Here is a 14,063-nt window from a genome sequence, read left to right as displayed (position 1 = left end):
ACGCCGCGCCGCCTACGCCGAGATTCAGCCGCGCCTAGGAGTTGCCCTTGTCACCGCGAACCGACCGGCTGCCGTGGCCCAGCTTCGAGCTACGCGACGGCGATGCCCCCGCCTTGCCAGCCCCCTTCGAAAGGCCTGCCTGCGATCCGGCATTCTGGCCGCCGGCATTCCGATCCTGGGATTGGCCGGCAGCCGTCATCGGCCCATGCCGCACCGACTGCCGCCCCGTCGGCTTGAACTGCCCCACCACGTAGTCACCGGTCGCATCCGACGCCGCCGCTGCGCCCTTCGATGTCCGCAACGTCGGTGACACCCGCCCGTTGTGTATCGCCTTGAGCGATGGCGTCATCGGGCCGGAGACGGTCGCGGCGGGCGGGACAGGCGCGACAGAACCGGTCGACACGGCCGCGGTCGGCATGGGGGTGGCGGACACCGGTGCCGGCACCGCCGCGAACGGCAGCAAGTTGAGTATCGGGGCAGCGATGGAGTTGAAAATTGTGAGGGGCACACCCACGACCAATCCGTACAGGATGATGCCCAAGAACACGAACGGGCCGAAGACAGCAGCCAGCTCAGGCGTACTGACCAATGGCTGGGCCAACGTCAAGAACGCCGTCGACAGCGCCGACACGATTGCCTGCTCGATGACGGCGACGGCCCCGGCCGGCTGCGGAGCGGGTAGTGCCGTTGCCGCCAGTGGCATTGGCGCCGTGAGGGATCCGGTCGTCGGCGTCGTCGCGGCTGCAGCACTGACACCCGAGCTGCCGCCGCCCACCACGCGCACCGCGGCTGCCACCACGTCGGCATGGGTGTCGACGAACTGCTCCAGCGCGGCCCAGTGCGCCGACATCGATGTATTCACAGCCGCAACCCGGACGGCACTGGCGTCGAACATGACACCACGCACCGGCGGGGCCGCACCCACAAAGCCGAGCACCACGATTGCGGCGGTGGCGATCGCGACACCGACGTTCAGACGAGCCACACCGTTCGGACGAGCCATACGGTTCAGACGAGCCACACAACGAGAGCCGGCGTTGACCATTGCGCACCCCTTCCACGAAGGAGCGTCAGAACCACGGCAGCACCAACGCTCACCGCCGATAATTATCTCGTACGTCAATAGGATGGGCATCAGCCATCTGACGGAGATTCCGGGGCGCGGCTGAATTCAGTCCGTCGCTGAATTGAGTCAGTCAGTGAAATCAGCCAGTCACTGCTGCCGGGCAACCGGCAGCCTCATTTTGCCAGCAACTCGGCGTGCATGTCCTCGAGCGCAACGCCTTTGGTCTCGCGAACCCACTTGGCGACGAACACCAGCGACAGGAACGCGCACAGCGCGTAGAAGCCGTATGCGACGCCGAGCGTGCTGCGCAGTTCGGGGAAGGTGACGGTGATGGCCCAGTTGGCGACCCATTGGCCGGCCGCGGCCAGTCCGAGCGCCGCGGCTCGGATGCGGTTGGGGAACATCTCCCCCAGCAGCACCCACACCACAGGCCCCCACGACATGCCGAATGCCACCACGAACAGGTTGGCGGCGACGAGGGCGACGGGCCCCTCCATGCCGCTGAGTTGCGGCACCCCGTTCACCTGTGGGGCGGTACCGAAGATGACTGCCATGGTGGCCAGCGTCAGCGTCATACCGGCCGAGCCGATGAGCAACAGGGGCTTGCGGCCGATCTTGTCGATCAGCATGATCGCGATCACGGTCGTCAGGATGTTCACCACCGAGGTGATGACGGTGATGAGGAACGACGAGCTCTCATCGAAACCGACGGCCTCCCACAGCACGTTCGAGTAGTAGAAGATCACGTTGATACCGACGAACTGCTGGAACACCGACAGCGCCAGACCGACCCAGACGATGCCGTAAAGGCTCAGCGGTCCGCCCCCGGGCCGGCACATGTCGCGCCACGTGGGCTTCTGTTCGGACTCGAGCGTCTGCTGGATGCGACCGATCGTGATCTCCAGGTTCTTCTCCCCCAGCAACGTGGTGAGCACCTTGCGGGCTTCCGGGATCCGGTGCGTGGCAACGAGATACCGGGGCGACTCGGGAATGGTGAAGGCCAGCAGGCCGTACACGATGGCCGGGATGGCCATCAGGATGAACATCCAGCGCCAGGCCTCCTGCCCCAGCCACAGGATGTTGCTCGCCCCACCGGCCAGATGCGCGAGCAGTGCGTCGACCGCCAACGACAGGAAGATGCCGCTGACGATGGCCAGCTGCTGTAGCGATCCGAGGCGCCCGCGGATGCTCGCCGGTGAGGTTTCGGCGATGTAGGCCGGAGCGATCACCGACGCGATGCCCACGCCGAGGCCGCCGACAACCCGGAATGCCACCAGCACCCAGATGTTCCAGGCCAGCCCGGCTCCGATGGCGCTGATCAGGAACAGCAGCGCGGCCAGCTTCATCACGGAGAGACGGCCGGCGCGGTCGGCCAGCCGCCCCGCAGTCATGGCGCCGACGGCCGCACCGAGCAGCGCCGAGGCAACGGCGATCCCCAACGACTGGTCGTCGATCGCGAAGTGCATCTGGATCGACTTCACCGCACCGTTGATGACGGCGCTGTCATAGCCGAACAGCAGACCGCCGAGAGCCGCCACCGACGCTATGCGCACCGCACTGCGACCGGAGTCGAACTCCTCGTCGGCGAAGATCGCCGTGGTGTCGTCACCGATCGGGCCATGGGACATCGGACGTCCTTTCGCAGCGCTGCGTGGGGTGCGTCAACAATCGCACAACAGGGCCCGCTGCAGGACCAGAACTCGCGGCTACGAACACATTCCGGTGTAGATGTCACGGAGGTCGGCGACCCCGAGCCCGGCCAGCGATTCGATGTGCCGGCGGCGTGGTCCGTCGGGCACCGCGACGTCGTTGGGCACCACCAGCACGACGCAGCCCGCGGCGTCCGCCGATTGCGCGCCGGTCACTGAATCCTCGATCGCCAGGCAGTCCTCCGCCGCAACGCCCAGCAGTTCTGCGGCCCGCAGGTACGGAGCCGGATGCGGCTTCCCGTCGGGCACCTCGTCACCGCAAACGGTGACCGTGAAGTAGTGGCTGCCAATGGTTTTCAGCGCCTGCTCGGTCAACGTGCGCCGGGTGTTGGTCACCAGCGCCAGCGGAATGCCGCTGGCGGCCAAGGTTTCCAGCAACTCCTGCGCGCCGGGACGCCAGGGTAGCCCCTGCTCGAAGAGCTCACCGGTGTAGACGTGCAGCCAGTCCGCGGACTCGGCCATGGACTCCGGCGTCGGGTCCAGGCCGAGGTCGTCGTAGACGATCCGCATGACGTTCTCCGCCGAGCCGCCGACCGTCGTCTCCCGCACCGCGTCGGTCAGCACGCCGCCCTTCTGGGCATAAAAGGCGTGCATCGCGACGTCCCAGAGCTTTTCGGAGTCGACGAGCGTGCCGTCCATGTCGAACAGGACAGCTTTGAACATCTACCTCAGTCCTCCGGGTTGTAGCCGAGGTTGGGGGCGAGCCAGCGCTCGGCTTCCTTCAAGGTCCAGCCCTTGCGCCGCGCGTAGTCGGCGACCTGGTCCTGGGCCAAGCGGCCGACCACGAAGTACTGCGACTGCGGGTGCGAGAAGTACCAGCCGCTGACGGCGGCGCCGGGCCACATCGCCATCGACTCGGTCAGCTCGATGCCGGTCCGTTCGGTGACGTCCAGCAGAGAGAACAGCGTCGTCTTCTCGGTGTGCTCGGGGCAGGCCGGGTAACCGGGCGCCGGGCGGATGCCGACGTACTTCTCCCCGATGAGCGCCTCGTTGTCGAGCTGCTCGTCGGGGCGGTATCCCCAGAACTCCTCACGGACCCGCTGGTGCATCCGCTCGGCGAACGCCTCGGCCAGCCGGTCGGCGATCGACTCCAGCAGGATGGCGCTGTAGTCGTCGAGGGCGGCCTTGAACTCCATGATCTTGTCCTGGCTGCCGAGCCCCGCGGTGACCGCGAAGGCGCCGACGTAGTCGGCCAGGCCGGTGTCCTTGGGCGCGATGAAGTCACCGAGCGACTTGTTCGGGATCCCGTCGCGGTGCTCGCCCTGCTGACGCAGGTTGTGCAGCGTGGTCAGCACCTCGGTGCGGGTCTCGTCGGTGTAGACCTCGATGTCGTCGCCGACGGCGTTGGCGGGGAAGAAACCGATCACGCCGTTGGCGCGCAGCCACTTCTCCTTGATCAGGGTGTCGAGCATCTCCTGGGCGTCGTCGTACAACTTGCGCGCGGCCTCGCCCGACGCCGGGTTGTTGAGGATGTCGGGGAACTTGCCCTTCATCTCCCAGGCGTTGAAGAACGGCTGCCAGTCGATGTACTCGCGGAGCTCGGAGAGGTCGTAGTCGAGGAACTCGCGAACGCCCACGCCCTGGGCCGGCACCGGCGGCGCGTAGCCGTCCCACTCGATCGGTGTGCGGTTTGCGCGCGCCTTCTCCAGCGTCAGCATGGGCCGCTCGTTCTTCTGCGAGTGCCGTTCGCGAAGGGCCGCGTAGTCCTTCTCCGTGGCCTCCATCAGGGCGGGACGCTGCTTGTCGTCGAGCAGTGCGGCCGCCACCGGCACCGACCGCGACGCGTCCTTGACCCAGACCACCGGACCGCTGCGGCGCGGCGAGATTTTCACGGCCGTGTGGGCGCGCGAGGTCGTCGCACCACCGATCAGCAGCGGAATCTCCAGGCCTTCACGTTCCATCTCGACGGCGAAGTTCACCATCTCGTCGAGTGACGGCGTGATCAGGCCGGACAGCCCGATGATGTCGGCGTTGTGCTCCTTGGCGGCGTCCAGGATCTTCTGGGCGGGCACCATCACACCGAGGTCGATCACCTCGAAGTTGTTGCACTGCAGAACAACCCCGACGATGTTCTTGCCGATGTCGTGGACGTCGCCCTTCACGGTCGCCATCACGATGGTGCCGTTGGTGTCCTTGCTGTCAGCCGTCCCATTCTCGGCCTTCTCCGCCTCGATGAACGGCAGCAGGTACGCCACGGCCTTCTTCATCACGCGGGCCGACTTCACGACCTGCGGCAGGAACATCTTGCCCGCGCCGAACAGGTCACCGACGACGTTCATGCCGTCCATCAGCGGGCCCTCGATCACCTCGATGGGCCGCCCGCCGGCGGCGGCGATCTCGGCGCGCAGTTCCTCGGTGTCGTCGTCGACGTGGGCGTCGATGCCCTTGACGAGGGCGTGCGTGATGCGCTCGCGGACCGGCAGACTGCGCCACTGCGCCGCGACCGGGTCCTCTTCCTTGCCCTTGGTGTTGAACCGTTCGGCGATCTCCAGCAGCCGCTCGGCCGCGTCCTCGCGCCGGTTCAGCACGACGTCCTCGATGCGCTCCCGCAACTCGGGGTCGATCTCGTCGTACGGCACCAGCGCACCGGCGTTGACGATGCCCATGTCCAGGCCCGCCTTGATGGCGTGGAACAGGAACACGGCGTGGATCGCCTCGCGCACCGGGTTGTTGCCGCGGAACGAGAACGACACGTTCGAGATGCCGCCCGAGATGTGGACGCCCGGCAGGTTCTCCTTGATCCAGGCGCAGGCCTCGATGAAGTCGATGCCGTAGGTCGCGTGCTCCTCGATGCCGGTCGCCAGCGCGAAGCAGTTCGGGTCGAAGATGATGTCCTCGGCCGGGAAGCCGACCTCCTCGGTCAGGATCCGGTACGCGCGTCCACAAATCTCCTTGCGGCGCTCCAGGTTGTCGGCCTGGCCCTGCTCGTCGAAGGCCATCACGACGACGGCGGCGCCGTACTTACGGCACAGCCGCGCCTCGCGGATGAACTTCTCCTCGCCCTCCTTCATGGAGATCGAGTTGACGATCGGCTTGCCCTGCACGTTCTTCAGGCCCGCCTCGATGACCTCCCACTTGGAGGAGTCGATCATCACCGGGACGCGGCTGATGTCGGGCTCGGCCGCGATCAGCTTGGTGAAGCGGTCCATCGCGGCGACGCCGTCGATCATGCCTTCGTCCATGTTGATGTCGATGACCTGCGCACCGACCTCGACCTGCTGCAGCGCGACCGACAGCGCGGTGTCGTAGTCCTCGGCCTTGATCAGGTTGCGGAACCGGGCGGAACCGGTGATGTTGGTGCGCTCACCGATGTTCACGAAAAGCGAATCTTCGGTGATGTTGAGCGGCTCCAGACCCGACAGCCGGGTCGCCACCGGAATCTCCGGCAGCTCGCGGGGTGTCTTGCCCTCGACGACCTTGGCGATCTCGGCGATGTGCGGCGGCGCGGTGCCGCAGCACCCGCCGACCAGGTTGACCAGACCGGCCTCGGCGAACTCCTCGATGTAGCCGGCCTGACGCTCCGGGGACTCGTCGTACTCGCCAAAAGCGTTGGGCAGACCCGCATTCGGGTAGCAGGAGACGAAGGTGTCGGCGATGCGCGCCACCTCGGCGATGTACGGTCGCATCTCGGGCGCGCCGAGGGCGCAGTTGAGGCCGACCGCGAGCGGCTTGGCGTGCCGGATCGCATTCCAGAACGCCTCGGTGACCTGTCCGGACAACGTCCGGCCCGACGCGTCGGTGATGGTGCCGGAGATGATCAACGGCCAGCGGCGGCCCCGCTCCTCGAACAGTGTCTCGACGGCGAACACCGCGGCCTTGGCGTTGAGCGAGTCGAAGATCGTCTCGATGATCAGGATGTCGGAGCCGCCGTCGACGAGGCCGTTGGCGGCTTCGAGGTAGGCGGCGACCAGCTGGTCGTAGGAGACGTTGCGGGCGCCGGGGTCGTTGACGTCGGGCGAGATCGACGCGGTGCGCGTCGTCGGCCCCAGAGCGCCGGCGACGTAGCGCGGCTTCTCGGGGGTGCTGAATTCGTCGGCCGCCTGGCGGGCCAGGGCGGCGCCGGCGTAGTTCAGCTCGTAGGCGAACTCCTCCATGCCGTAGTCGGCGAGCGAGACCGCGTTCGCGTTGAACGTGTTGGTCTCGAGGATGTCGGCGCCCGCCTCGAGGTATTCGCGGTGGATGCCCTCGATGATCTGCGGCTGCGTCAGGGTGAGCAGGTCGTTGTTGCCGACCAGATCGCTCGGCCAGTCCTTGAACCGCTCGCCGCGGTAGCCGGCCTCGTCGGGCCGGTCGCGCTGGATCGCCGTCCCCATTGCGCCGTCGATGACCATGATCCGCCGGCCCAGCGCAGCCGTGAGTTCATCGGTGCAGTCCGGGCGGATGTTCGGCGCGAAGGTTTTCACCGGGGCGGCAGTCACATGCGTTCCTTCCATTGCGGAAGGCGTCCTTAACTCTGCCGAGCGTGGCGGACACCGGAAAACCCGGATCCGTTGCAACGCCTCTCGACGCCAAAGAGTCTACGTCGTCAGCCGACAGACGTTCGGACGCCCACGTGGACAGTCGATTGTCCAGTGCAGTCACATCACCATGGTAGGTGGAGTCACCAAACCGGTTTCTCGGCCCGACCCGCCCAGGGGTAGCGCTCGCGGGCGCCGAGAAGGGCTTACGCTGGCGTTGTGAGCCCGTCCGACCGGCCCCTGCCCCAGGGACTTGACCTGCCCGAACTGCACGATGCCGTCGTCGTCGCGGCGTTCGAGGGGTGGAATGACGCCGGAGACGCCGCCAGTGACGCCCTCGAGCATCTCGATGCCATGTGGGAGGCCCGGAACCTCGTCGAGATCGACGACGAGAGCTACTACGACTACCAGGTGAATCGCCCCGTCATCCGCCAGGTCGACGGCGTCACGCGCGAGCTGGTGTGGCCGTCGATGAGCATCTCCCACTGCCGCCCACCGGGCTCGGATCGCGATGTGGTGTTGATGCACGGCGTCGAACCGAACATGCGCTGGCGCACCTTCTGCGCCGAGCTGCTGGCGATCCTGGACAAACTCAACGTGCAGACCGTCGTCATCCTGGGCGCGCTGCTCGCCGACACCCCGCACACCCGCCCGGTGCCGGTGTCCGGCGCGGCGTACTCGGCTGACTCGGCCAAATTCTTCGGGCTCGAGGAGACCCGGTACGAGGGACCGACCGGTATCGCCGGCGTCTTCCAGGACGCCTGCGTGCAGGCCGGCATCCCCGCCGTCACGTTCTGGGCGGCGGTGCCGCACTACGTGTCGCAGCCGCCGTGCCCCAAGGCCACCGTCGCGCTGCTGCGTCGCGTCGAGGACGCCCTCGACGTCGAGGTGCCGCTCGGCGACCTGCCGGCGCAGGCCGAGGAGTGGGAGCAGTCGGTCACCGAGATGACGGCCGACGACGAGGAGATCGCCGAATACGTGCAGTCCCTCGAAGAACGCGGCGACGCCGAGGTCGACATGAACGAGGCGCTCGGCAAGATCGACGGCGACGCGCTGGCCGCGGAGTTCGAGCGATATCTCAAGCGCCGCGGCAGGTAATTCTTTTCCCGCAGGTAGTTCGTCTCCCGCGAGCGGCCGTGTCTGCACACCGACACGCCGGGTGTACCGTGCACTTTGCGCACGTTCGCGGCCGCCGAGCGACCCCGTTTTGTACGCGATCACACGGCGTGTCGCGTACAAACACGGCCGCTCGCGGTTAAGAGCGAATTGGTTTGGGGGCCTTCCAGGTGCCGTCGAGCGCTTCGGGTTTGGGCCAGTACAGCCGCATCGCGATGATGAACGAGCCGGTCGGGGCGGGCAGCCAGTTGGCTTCGCGGGCCGGTCCCGGCGACTTGTTCTGCACGTTCAGCGTGATGCCGCCGTCGGGGTCCTTGATCAAGGTGGGCAGCATCGCCGAGTTGATGAGGTAGCGGTTGATGGGATTGGCCACCAGTAGGCTCTGCGGCATCTCGTACATCGTCACCGACCAGAAGGCGTTGACGGGCGGCAGCTGTCCCGGCGCGAACCGCAGTGTGTAGTTGTTGGCACCGGTCAGTGGCGCGCCGGTGCTGTCGACGGTGGCGCTCGGGTAGATGGCCTCGGCCGCGGTGTTGCCGTAGATCCCGAGCACCGCGCCGGCCATCCGATAGAGGTAGTTGCCCTTGAGATCACTTGCCGTACCGAACAATTGAGCCGACGTCACCTCGCCGGTGTCGATCTTGTCCTTCTTGAAGGTCTCGAACGCCGCCCACGCGTCGGCGATGCCGGCCTCGACGGCCTTGCGGTTCTCGGGCGTCAGCTGGTCCGCTCGGTAGGTGCCGTCGGGACCGATGCCGATGGTGGCGAAGCGCTTCCACATGACTTCCTCGGCAGCCTGCACCGGAGCGAACTTCATTGCGAAGTTGAGGATTTCGAAGAACTTCGGCGACGTGCGCTCGTCCTGCGCCGACAGCGGGGCGACGAAGTCGATGGCCGGCGCCGGCGGTGGCGGCGGCTGCTTCAGGAACGCCGACAACGGCGTCACCTGGTAACCGGCCTGAATCTTCTTGACGTTCTCGATGTCCGTCGGCCCGAAAAGCTGCGTGCGGTACAGCACGAAGGCCAGCTCGGTCGAGCTGCGGATGACCCGCTCGACGCCTGGCGGGGTCGCACCGTGCCAATTCGGCCCGGCCAGAAGGTATTTGCCCGCGCCGTTGCCCGTCGCGCGGCTACCGACGTACGCGATGTTGTAGGTATAGCCGTCGATGAACTGCAGCGAGTAGTACCGGCCCGGCTCGACGTCCGGCACGCTCAGCACCAGCGGCTCGGCGCGCAGGTCGGCACCCAGGAACGAGTACGGGGTGTCCGAGTTGGGCGTCTGAATCGCCTTGTCCTCGGGAGTGAAGACGCGCGCGACGTTGTGGATCTGGTTCCAGCCGCCCTTGTACTCGGGCCCGGCCTTGTCGGCGAAGTACGAGTACTGGACCCGGTAGTTGTCGACCATCGGAAACCCGTACGTGTAAGCGGATTTCGCGATGGCCCGCACCTGCTCCGGCGTCGGCGGGGACGACGGGGACGGGCTCGACGACTTCTCGTCCGCACACCCGGTGACCGCCAGCAGCATCGCGACGAAGGCCAGGGCGAAGAAACCGGCCCGCATCGTCAGTGCTTGTCGAGCTGCTCGGTGTGCGCGCTGGACGAGCGGCCCAGAGCGGCCACCTCGGCGTCCATGCGGGGCAGCAGGTCGGGCACGAACTTGGCCACCGGCACCTCACCGATGCGCGTGGCCAGCAGCGGCCGCAGCCAGCGCAGTGCCCCGACCCACCCGGGGCAGTTCACCCGGGTCTTGCGTCCCTCGATACCGGCGACGAAGGCCTCGCCACACTTGTCGACCGACGTCGTCTTGCTGATGGGCCACGGCAGCTTCGTGAGCATCTCGGCGAACGTCGACAGGTCGGACTTGGTGTCGCGGACCATGGCGGTGTCGATCCAGGACATGTGCGCCGAGCCGACGTCGACGCCGCGGTAGCCGACCTCGAGGCGCAACGCGTTGGCGAAGTGCTCGACGGCGGCCTTGGAGGCGTTGTAGGGCGCCAGGCCCGGAGCGGCGGTGTACGCCGCCAGCGACGACACGATCAGCACGTAGCCGCGGCGATCGATGACCGACGGCAGCGTGGCGCGCACGGTGTGGAAGACCCCGAGCACGTTGATGTCCAGCAGTCGCTTGAAGGCCTCGGGGTCGACCTGCAGCACCGAGCCGTAGGTCGCGATCCCGGCGTTCGCCATCACCACGTCGATACCGCCGAAGCGCTCGACGGCCGCGTCGGCGGCGGCCTGCATCGAGGACAGGTCGCGGACGTCGGCGACCACGGTCAGCACATCGTCACCGAGCGTGGCGGCCGTGGCGTCCAGCGCCGCCGCGTCGACGTCGGTCAACACCAGCTTGGCGCCCTTGCGGTGCAACCGGCGAGCCACTTCGGCCCCGACCCCTGCAGCACCACCGGTGATGAAGACGACTTTTCCGTACACAGAACCCATGGTCGAAAAACGTACCCTCACGACGAAGTGACTAGAGGGTCACCCCGAGCAGCGCGTCGACGGTGTCGGCCACCAACCGCGGCGCGGCGGCGTCGTGCCCGCCGTATTCGAGCGCGTCCGTCGACCAGCCATCAAGGGCGGCAAGAACTTTCGGGGTATCGAGATCGTCGGCCAGGTACCGGCGGACCCGGGCGAGCAGATCCGTCGCATCCGGCCCGGCGGGCAGTGCGGTGGCCGCCCGCCAGCGCTGCAGCCGCACCTGCGCGGTGCTGAGGACCTCGGGGCTCCAGAAGCGATCGGCGCGGTAGTGCCCGGCCATCAGACCGAGCCGGATGGCACCCGGGTCGACGCCGTCGGCCCGCAGCTGCGACACCAGCACCAGGTTGCCGCGGCTCTTGCTCATCTTGTGGCCGTCCCAGCCGATCATGCCGCCGTGCACGTAGTGGCGGGCGAAACGCCGCTCCCCCGTTACTGATTCGGCGTGGGCGGCAGAGAACTCGTGGTGCGGGAAAGTCAGGTCGCTGCCGCCGCCCTGGATGTCGAAACCCGCACCGAGGCGGTTCAGCGCGATCGCGGCGCACTCGATGTGCCAGCCCGGCCGGCCCGCGCCGAACGGCGACGGCCAACTCGGCTCGCCCGGGCGCTGCACCCGCCAGAGCAGGGCGTCCAGCTGGCTGGCCTTGCCGGCGCGGTCGGGGTCGCCGCCGCGCTCGCCGAACAGCGCCAGCATGGTGTCGCGGTCGTAGCCGGATTCGTAGCCGAACTGGGTGGTGGCGTCGGCCCGGAAGTAGACATCGGGGTACTGGGCGTCGTCGATGACGTACGCCGCGCCGGACGCCAGCAGCTTCTCGACGAGCTCGACGACCTCGGCGACGGACTCGATGGCGCCGACGTAGTCGTGCGGCGGGAGCACCCGCAGCGCCGCCATGTCCTGCCGGAACAGCTCGGTCTCACGGTCGCCGAGGTCGCGCCAGTCGATGCCGTCGCGCGCGGCCCGCTCGAACAGCGGGTCGTCGACGTCGGTGACGTTCTGCACGTAGTGGACGTCGTGCCCGGCGTCTAGCCAGTACCGGTGCACCAGGTCGAACGCCAGATAGGTGGCGGCGTGACCCAGGTGCGTGGCGTCGTACGGCGTGATGCCACAGACGTACATGGTGGCCTTCGGACCGGCCGAGACCGGCCGGACCTGACGGTCGGCGGTGTCGTAGAGCCGCAGTTCGGGGCCGGCCTGTTTCGGCCGGCCCGGCAGGTTCGGGACGCTGGGCGCCAGCCACGATCGCATGACATCGACTTTAGGGTGTGGCCCGAGACACGGCTCAGTCAGGACACCTGGCGCACGGCGTCGAGCAGGGTGTCGGCGAACTCCGGCCGGCACATGACGAAGTCCGGCAGGTACGGATCGGGCCGGTTGTAGCGCAGCGGCGAGCCGTCGAGCCGCGACGCAAACAGCCCCGCCGCCTGCACCACGCCGGCCGGTGCGGCCGAGTCCCATTCCCACTGCCCGCCGGCGTGCACGTAGGCGTCGACGTCGCCGCGCACCACGGCCATCGCCTTGGCGCCCGCCGATCCGATGCCGACGAGCTCCATGTCGAGCACATCGCGCAGCCACCACACCACGGCCGGCGGCCGGTAGGTGCTGGTGGCGACGCGGATGGGCCCGGGACGGCGCGGCGGCGGTCCGGTCACGGTGTCGGTGCGGTGCACCTCGCCGTGTGCGGGCAGCGCGACGGCCGCGTCGGTGATGGACCCGTGTGGGCTGCCATCGCGCTGCCACAGCGCGATGTGGACGGCCCAGTCCGGCCGGCCCCGGCCGAACTCACGGGTGCCGTCGACCGGGTCGACGATCCACACCCGGTCCGAGCGGAGCCGGACCAGGTCGTCGGCGGCCTCCTCCGACAGGATGGCGTCGTCGGGGCGCGCGGTGCGCAGCCGATCGAGGATCAGCGTGTTGGCGTGCCGGTCGCCGGCCGCGCCGAGGGTGTACGGATCGTGGGAGCCCAGCCGGTCGCGCACCGACAGCAGGAACTCCCCTGCCTCCTGCGCGACTTCCGCGGCCAGCGCGACATCGGTCTGCGCCCTGTCGCTGTCCGCCATGCCCATGAGTATCGCCGAGGGCGACGTCACAGCCGAAATCGCCTATTCACAGGGACGTTGCAGGCTGCTGGCAGGTCCTGCCGAAATAGGGCTCATAGCATTTTCCACAACTATTTACCGCGTAGTCATTAAGGAGGACGTCATGAAGGTGGCGAAGACATTCGGATTCGTCGGCGTCGCGGCGGGTGTCGCACTCGGCGTCTACGGCACGACCCACGCGCCGGCGCCGGCCATCGCGCCCATCGCCTCGTCGGGACACGGCGCGACGTCGGGCGAGTACAACCAGCCGACCGTCGCCGCGATCAACATGGGCTCCACCGAAGCGCCGACGACGCCCAGCAGCGTCGAGCCCGTCACCGTCGCTTCCCCGCCGGTGAAGGCCAAGCCGTACTCCGGCTGAGCTGACGACAGGCACGGAAAAGGGCTCCGGGAATTCCCGGAGCCCTTTTCCTTTGGGGCACAGCCTACTTCGGTGTCGCGCCCGGAGCGCGGACCACCATGGGCACGGCCGGGAAGTACGACGCCATCTCCGACCGCGACCGGCGCAGCGCCGCGGTGCCGTAGCCGCGGTGGCGGTAGTCGGGGTGGACCCAGATGCGGACGTTGACCTCGCCGCCGTCCAGCTCACCGAACACCATGCCGACCTTGGCGCCATCTTCCTCGGCGACGAACCACACCGCTTCCTCGGCGTTGACGCGGGCAAGCGCGGCCTTGATCTCGTCGTCCAGGTCGCCGGCGGCACGGCCCGAGCCGTCACCGGACGCACCGACATCGGTGGTGCGGGTGGCGAAGATGTCGCGGTCGGCGGCGCCGGAGAACGGGCGCAGCGACAGGTTGTCCCCGAAGCTGGCGGGGCGGTCCTTCACCGCGAAGGACAACTGGCTGTTCAGATCTTCCAGCTCGTCGGCGATGCGCTTGCGGGCGTCCTTCGTCAGCAGATCGAAGGACATCGCCATGACCTGCTCGCCCCCGGCATGGGAGGTGCCCAGCAGCTTGGCGATGGCATCAACGGCGGCAGCCTTGTTGTCGGCTTCGACGATGACGTCGAGCACCTCGTGCCGGCGATCCAGTGCTTTCTGGAGCGCATCGGTGATCTCGCGGCGGGCTGCGGCCTTGTCGTGGTCGGTCATGCCGACGAGCCTAGAGCACTACCGATCGGTAGGGCTGCCGAAATCACTACGC

At 67.8% G+C, this 14,063-nt stretch carries 11 protein-coding genes; 2 read left to right on the top strand and 9 right to left on the bottom strand.

Going from position 1 to position 14,063, the window contains the following annotated elements:
• Positions 1-34: 34 nt before the first annotated feature.
• The 4 genes from ACJEIK_RS11015 to metH all read right to left on the bottom strand — a co-directional run bounded on the left by ACJEIK_RS11015 (position 35) and on the right by metH (position 7,208).
• Entirely contained in the window at positions 35-1,003 is a 969-nt protein-coding gene (locus ACJEIK_RS11015; RefSeq protein WP_409431471.1) for a hypothetical protein, read from the bottom strand.
• Positions 1,004-1,239: 236 nt separating this feature from the next.
• Positions 1,240-2,694: a sugar porter family MFS transporter gene (locus ACJEIK_RS11010; RefSeq protein ID WP_061006065.1), complete on the bottom strand. Its 1,455-nt coding sequence runs from the start codon at positions 2,692-2,694 to the stop codon at positions 1,240-1,242.
• A 78-nt stretch (positions 2,695-2,772) separates the two neighbouring features.
• The gene (locus ACJEIK_RS11005) at positions 2,773-3,438 is read right to left on the bottom strand and encodes an HAD family hydrolase (protein ID WP_061006064.1); all 666 of its coding nucleotides are present in this window, start codon (positions 3,436-3,438) and stop codon (positions 2,773-2,775) included.
• 5 nt (positions 3,439-3,443) lie between these two features.
• Complete coding sequence (gene metH / locus ACJEIK_RS11000) at positions 3,444-7,208, bottom strand: methionine synthase (protein ID WP_061006063.1); 3,765 nt, start codon at positions 7,206-7,208, stop codon at positions 3,444-3,446.
• A 264-nt stretch (positions 7,209-7,472) separates the two neighbouring features.
• Between metH and ACJEIK_RS10995 the strand changes: the two genes are divergently transcribed.
• On the top strand, positions 7,473-8,330 hold the full coding sequence (locus ACJEIK_RS10995) for a PAC2 family protein (RefSeq protein ID WP_406776168.1): 858 nt from the start codon (positions 7,473-7,475) through the stop codon (positions 8,328-8,330).
• Positions 8,331-8,487: 157 nt separating this feature from the next.
• Here ACJEIK_RS10995 and ACJEIK_RS10990 read toward each other — a convergent pair whose 3' ends face one another.
• The 4 genes from ACJEIK_RS10990 to ACJEIK_RS10975 are packed head-to-tail and all read right to left on the bottom strand — an operon-like array spanning position 8,488 to position 12,887.
• Positions 8,488-9,909, bottom strand: coding sequence for a DUF1254 domain-containing protein (locus tag ACJEIK_RS10990; protein ID WP_409431470.1), 1,422 nt, complete (start codon positions 9,907-9,909; stop codon positions 8,488-8,490).
• 2 nt (positions 9,910-9,911) lie between these two features.
• Positions 9,912-10,787: an SDR family oxidoreductase gene (locus ACJEIK_RS10985; RefSeq protein WP_409431469.1), complete on the bottom strand. Its 876-nt coding sequence runs from the start codon at positions 10,785-10,787 to the stop codon at positions 9,912-9,914.
• 31 nt (positions 10,788-10,818) lie between these two features.
• On the bottom strand, positions 10,819-12,069 hold the full coding sequence (mshC, locus tag ACJEIK_RS10980; protein ID WP_409431468.1) for a cysteine--1-D-myo-inosityl 2-amino-2-deoxy-alpha-D-glucopyranoside ligase: 1,251 nt from the start codon (positions 12,067-12,069) through the stop codon (positions 10,819-10,821).
• 38 nt (positions 12,070-12,107) lie between these two features.
• Positions 12,108-12,887: a 3'(2'),5'-bisphosphate nucleotidase CysQ gene (locus ACJEIK_RS10975; RefSeq protein ID WP_138248700.1), complete on the bottom strand. Its 780-nt coding sequence runs from the start codon at positions 12,885-12,887 to the stop codon at positions 12,108-12,110.
• Between the two features lie 136 nt (positions 12,888-13,023).
• Here ACJEIK_RS10975 and ACJEIK_RS10970 point away from each other — a divergent pair, with 136 nt between their 5' ends.
• Entirely contained in the window at positions 13,024-13,281 is a 258-nt protein-coding gene (locus ACJEIK_RS10970) for a hypothetical protein (RefSeq protein WP_409431467.1), read from the top strand.
• Positions 13,282-13,345: 64 nt separating this feature from the next.
• Here ACJEIK_RS10970 and ACJEIK_RS10965 read toward each other — a convergent pair whose 3' ends face one another.
• A complete protein-coding gene (locus ACJEIK_RS10965; protein WP_133426973.1) occupies positions 13,346-14,011 on the bottom strand; it encodes a GNAT family N-acetyltransferase in 666 nt (221 codons plus the stop codon).
• Positions 14,012-14,063: the final 52 nt, after the last annotated feature.

Source organism: Mycobacterium sp. SMC-16, from assembly GCF_046250085.1.
Lineage (GTDB): Bacteria > Actinomycetota > Actinomycetes > Mycobacteriales > Mycobacteriaceae > Mycobacterium > Mycobacterium phocaicum.
This window is presented reverse-complemented; position numbering and strand designations above follow the sequence as displayed.

Excerpts from the sequence above, each read along its gene's own strand:
- ACJEIK_RS10965 (WP_133426973.1), bottom strand. The coding sequence starts at position 14,011 with ATGACCGACCACGACAAGGCCGCAGCCCGCCGCGAGATCACCGATGCG.
- ACJEIK_RS11005 (WP_061006064.1), bottom strand. The coding sequence starts at position 3,438 with ATGTTCAAAGCTGTCCTGTTCGACATGGACGGCACGCTCGTCGACTCC.
- ACJEIK_RS10975 (WP_138248700.1), bottom strand. The coding sequence starts at position 12,887 with ATGGGCATGGCGGACAGCGACAGGGCGCAGACCGATGTCGCGCTGGCC.
- ACJEIK_RS10970 (WP_409431467.1), top strand. The coding sequence starts at position 13,024 with ATGAAGGTGGCGAAGACATTCGGATTCGTCGGCGTCGCGGCGGGTGTC.
- ACJEIK_RS11015 (WP_409431471.1), bottom strand. The coding sequence starts at position 1,003 with ATGGCTCGTCCGAACGGTGTGGCTCGTCTGAACGTCGGTGTCGCGATC.
- metH (WP_061006063.1), bottom strand. The coding sequence starts at position 7,208 with ATGGAAGGAACGCATGTGACTGCCGCCCCGGTGAAAACCTTCGCGCCG.
- ACJEIK_RS11010 (WP_061006065.1), bottom strand. The coding sequence starts at position 2,694 with ATGTCCCATGGCCCGATCGGTGACGACACCACGGCGATCTTCGCCGAC.
- ACJEIK_RS10990 (WP_409431470.1), bottom strand. The coding sequence starts at position 9,909 with ATGCGGGCCGGTTTCTTCGCCCTGGCCTTCGTCGCGATGCTGCTGGCG.
- ACJEIK_RS10985 (WP_409431469.1), bottom strand. The coding sequence starts at position 10,787 with ATGGGTTCTGTGTACGGAAAAGTCGTCTTCATCACCGGTGGTGCTGCA.
- mshC (WP_409431468.1), bottom strand. The coding sequence starts at position 12,069 with ATGCGATCGTGGCTGGCGCCCAGCGTCCCGAACCTGCCGGGCCGGCCG.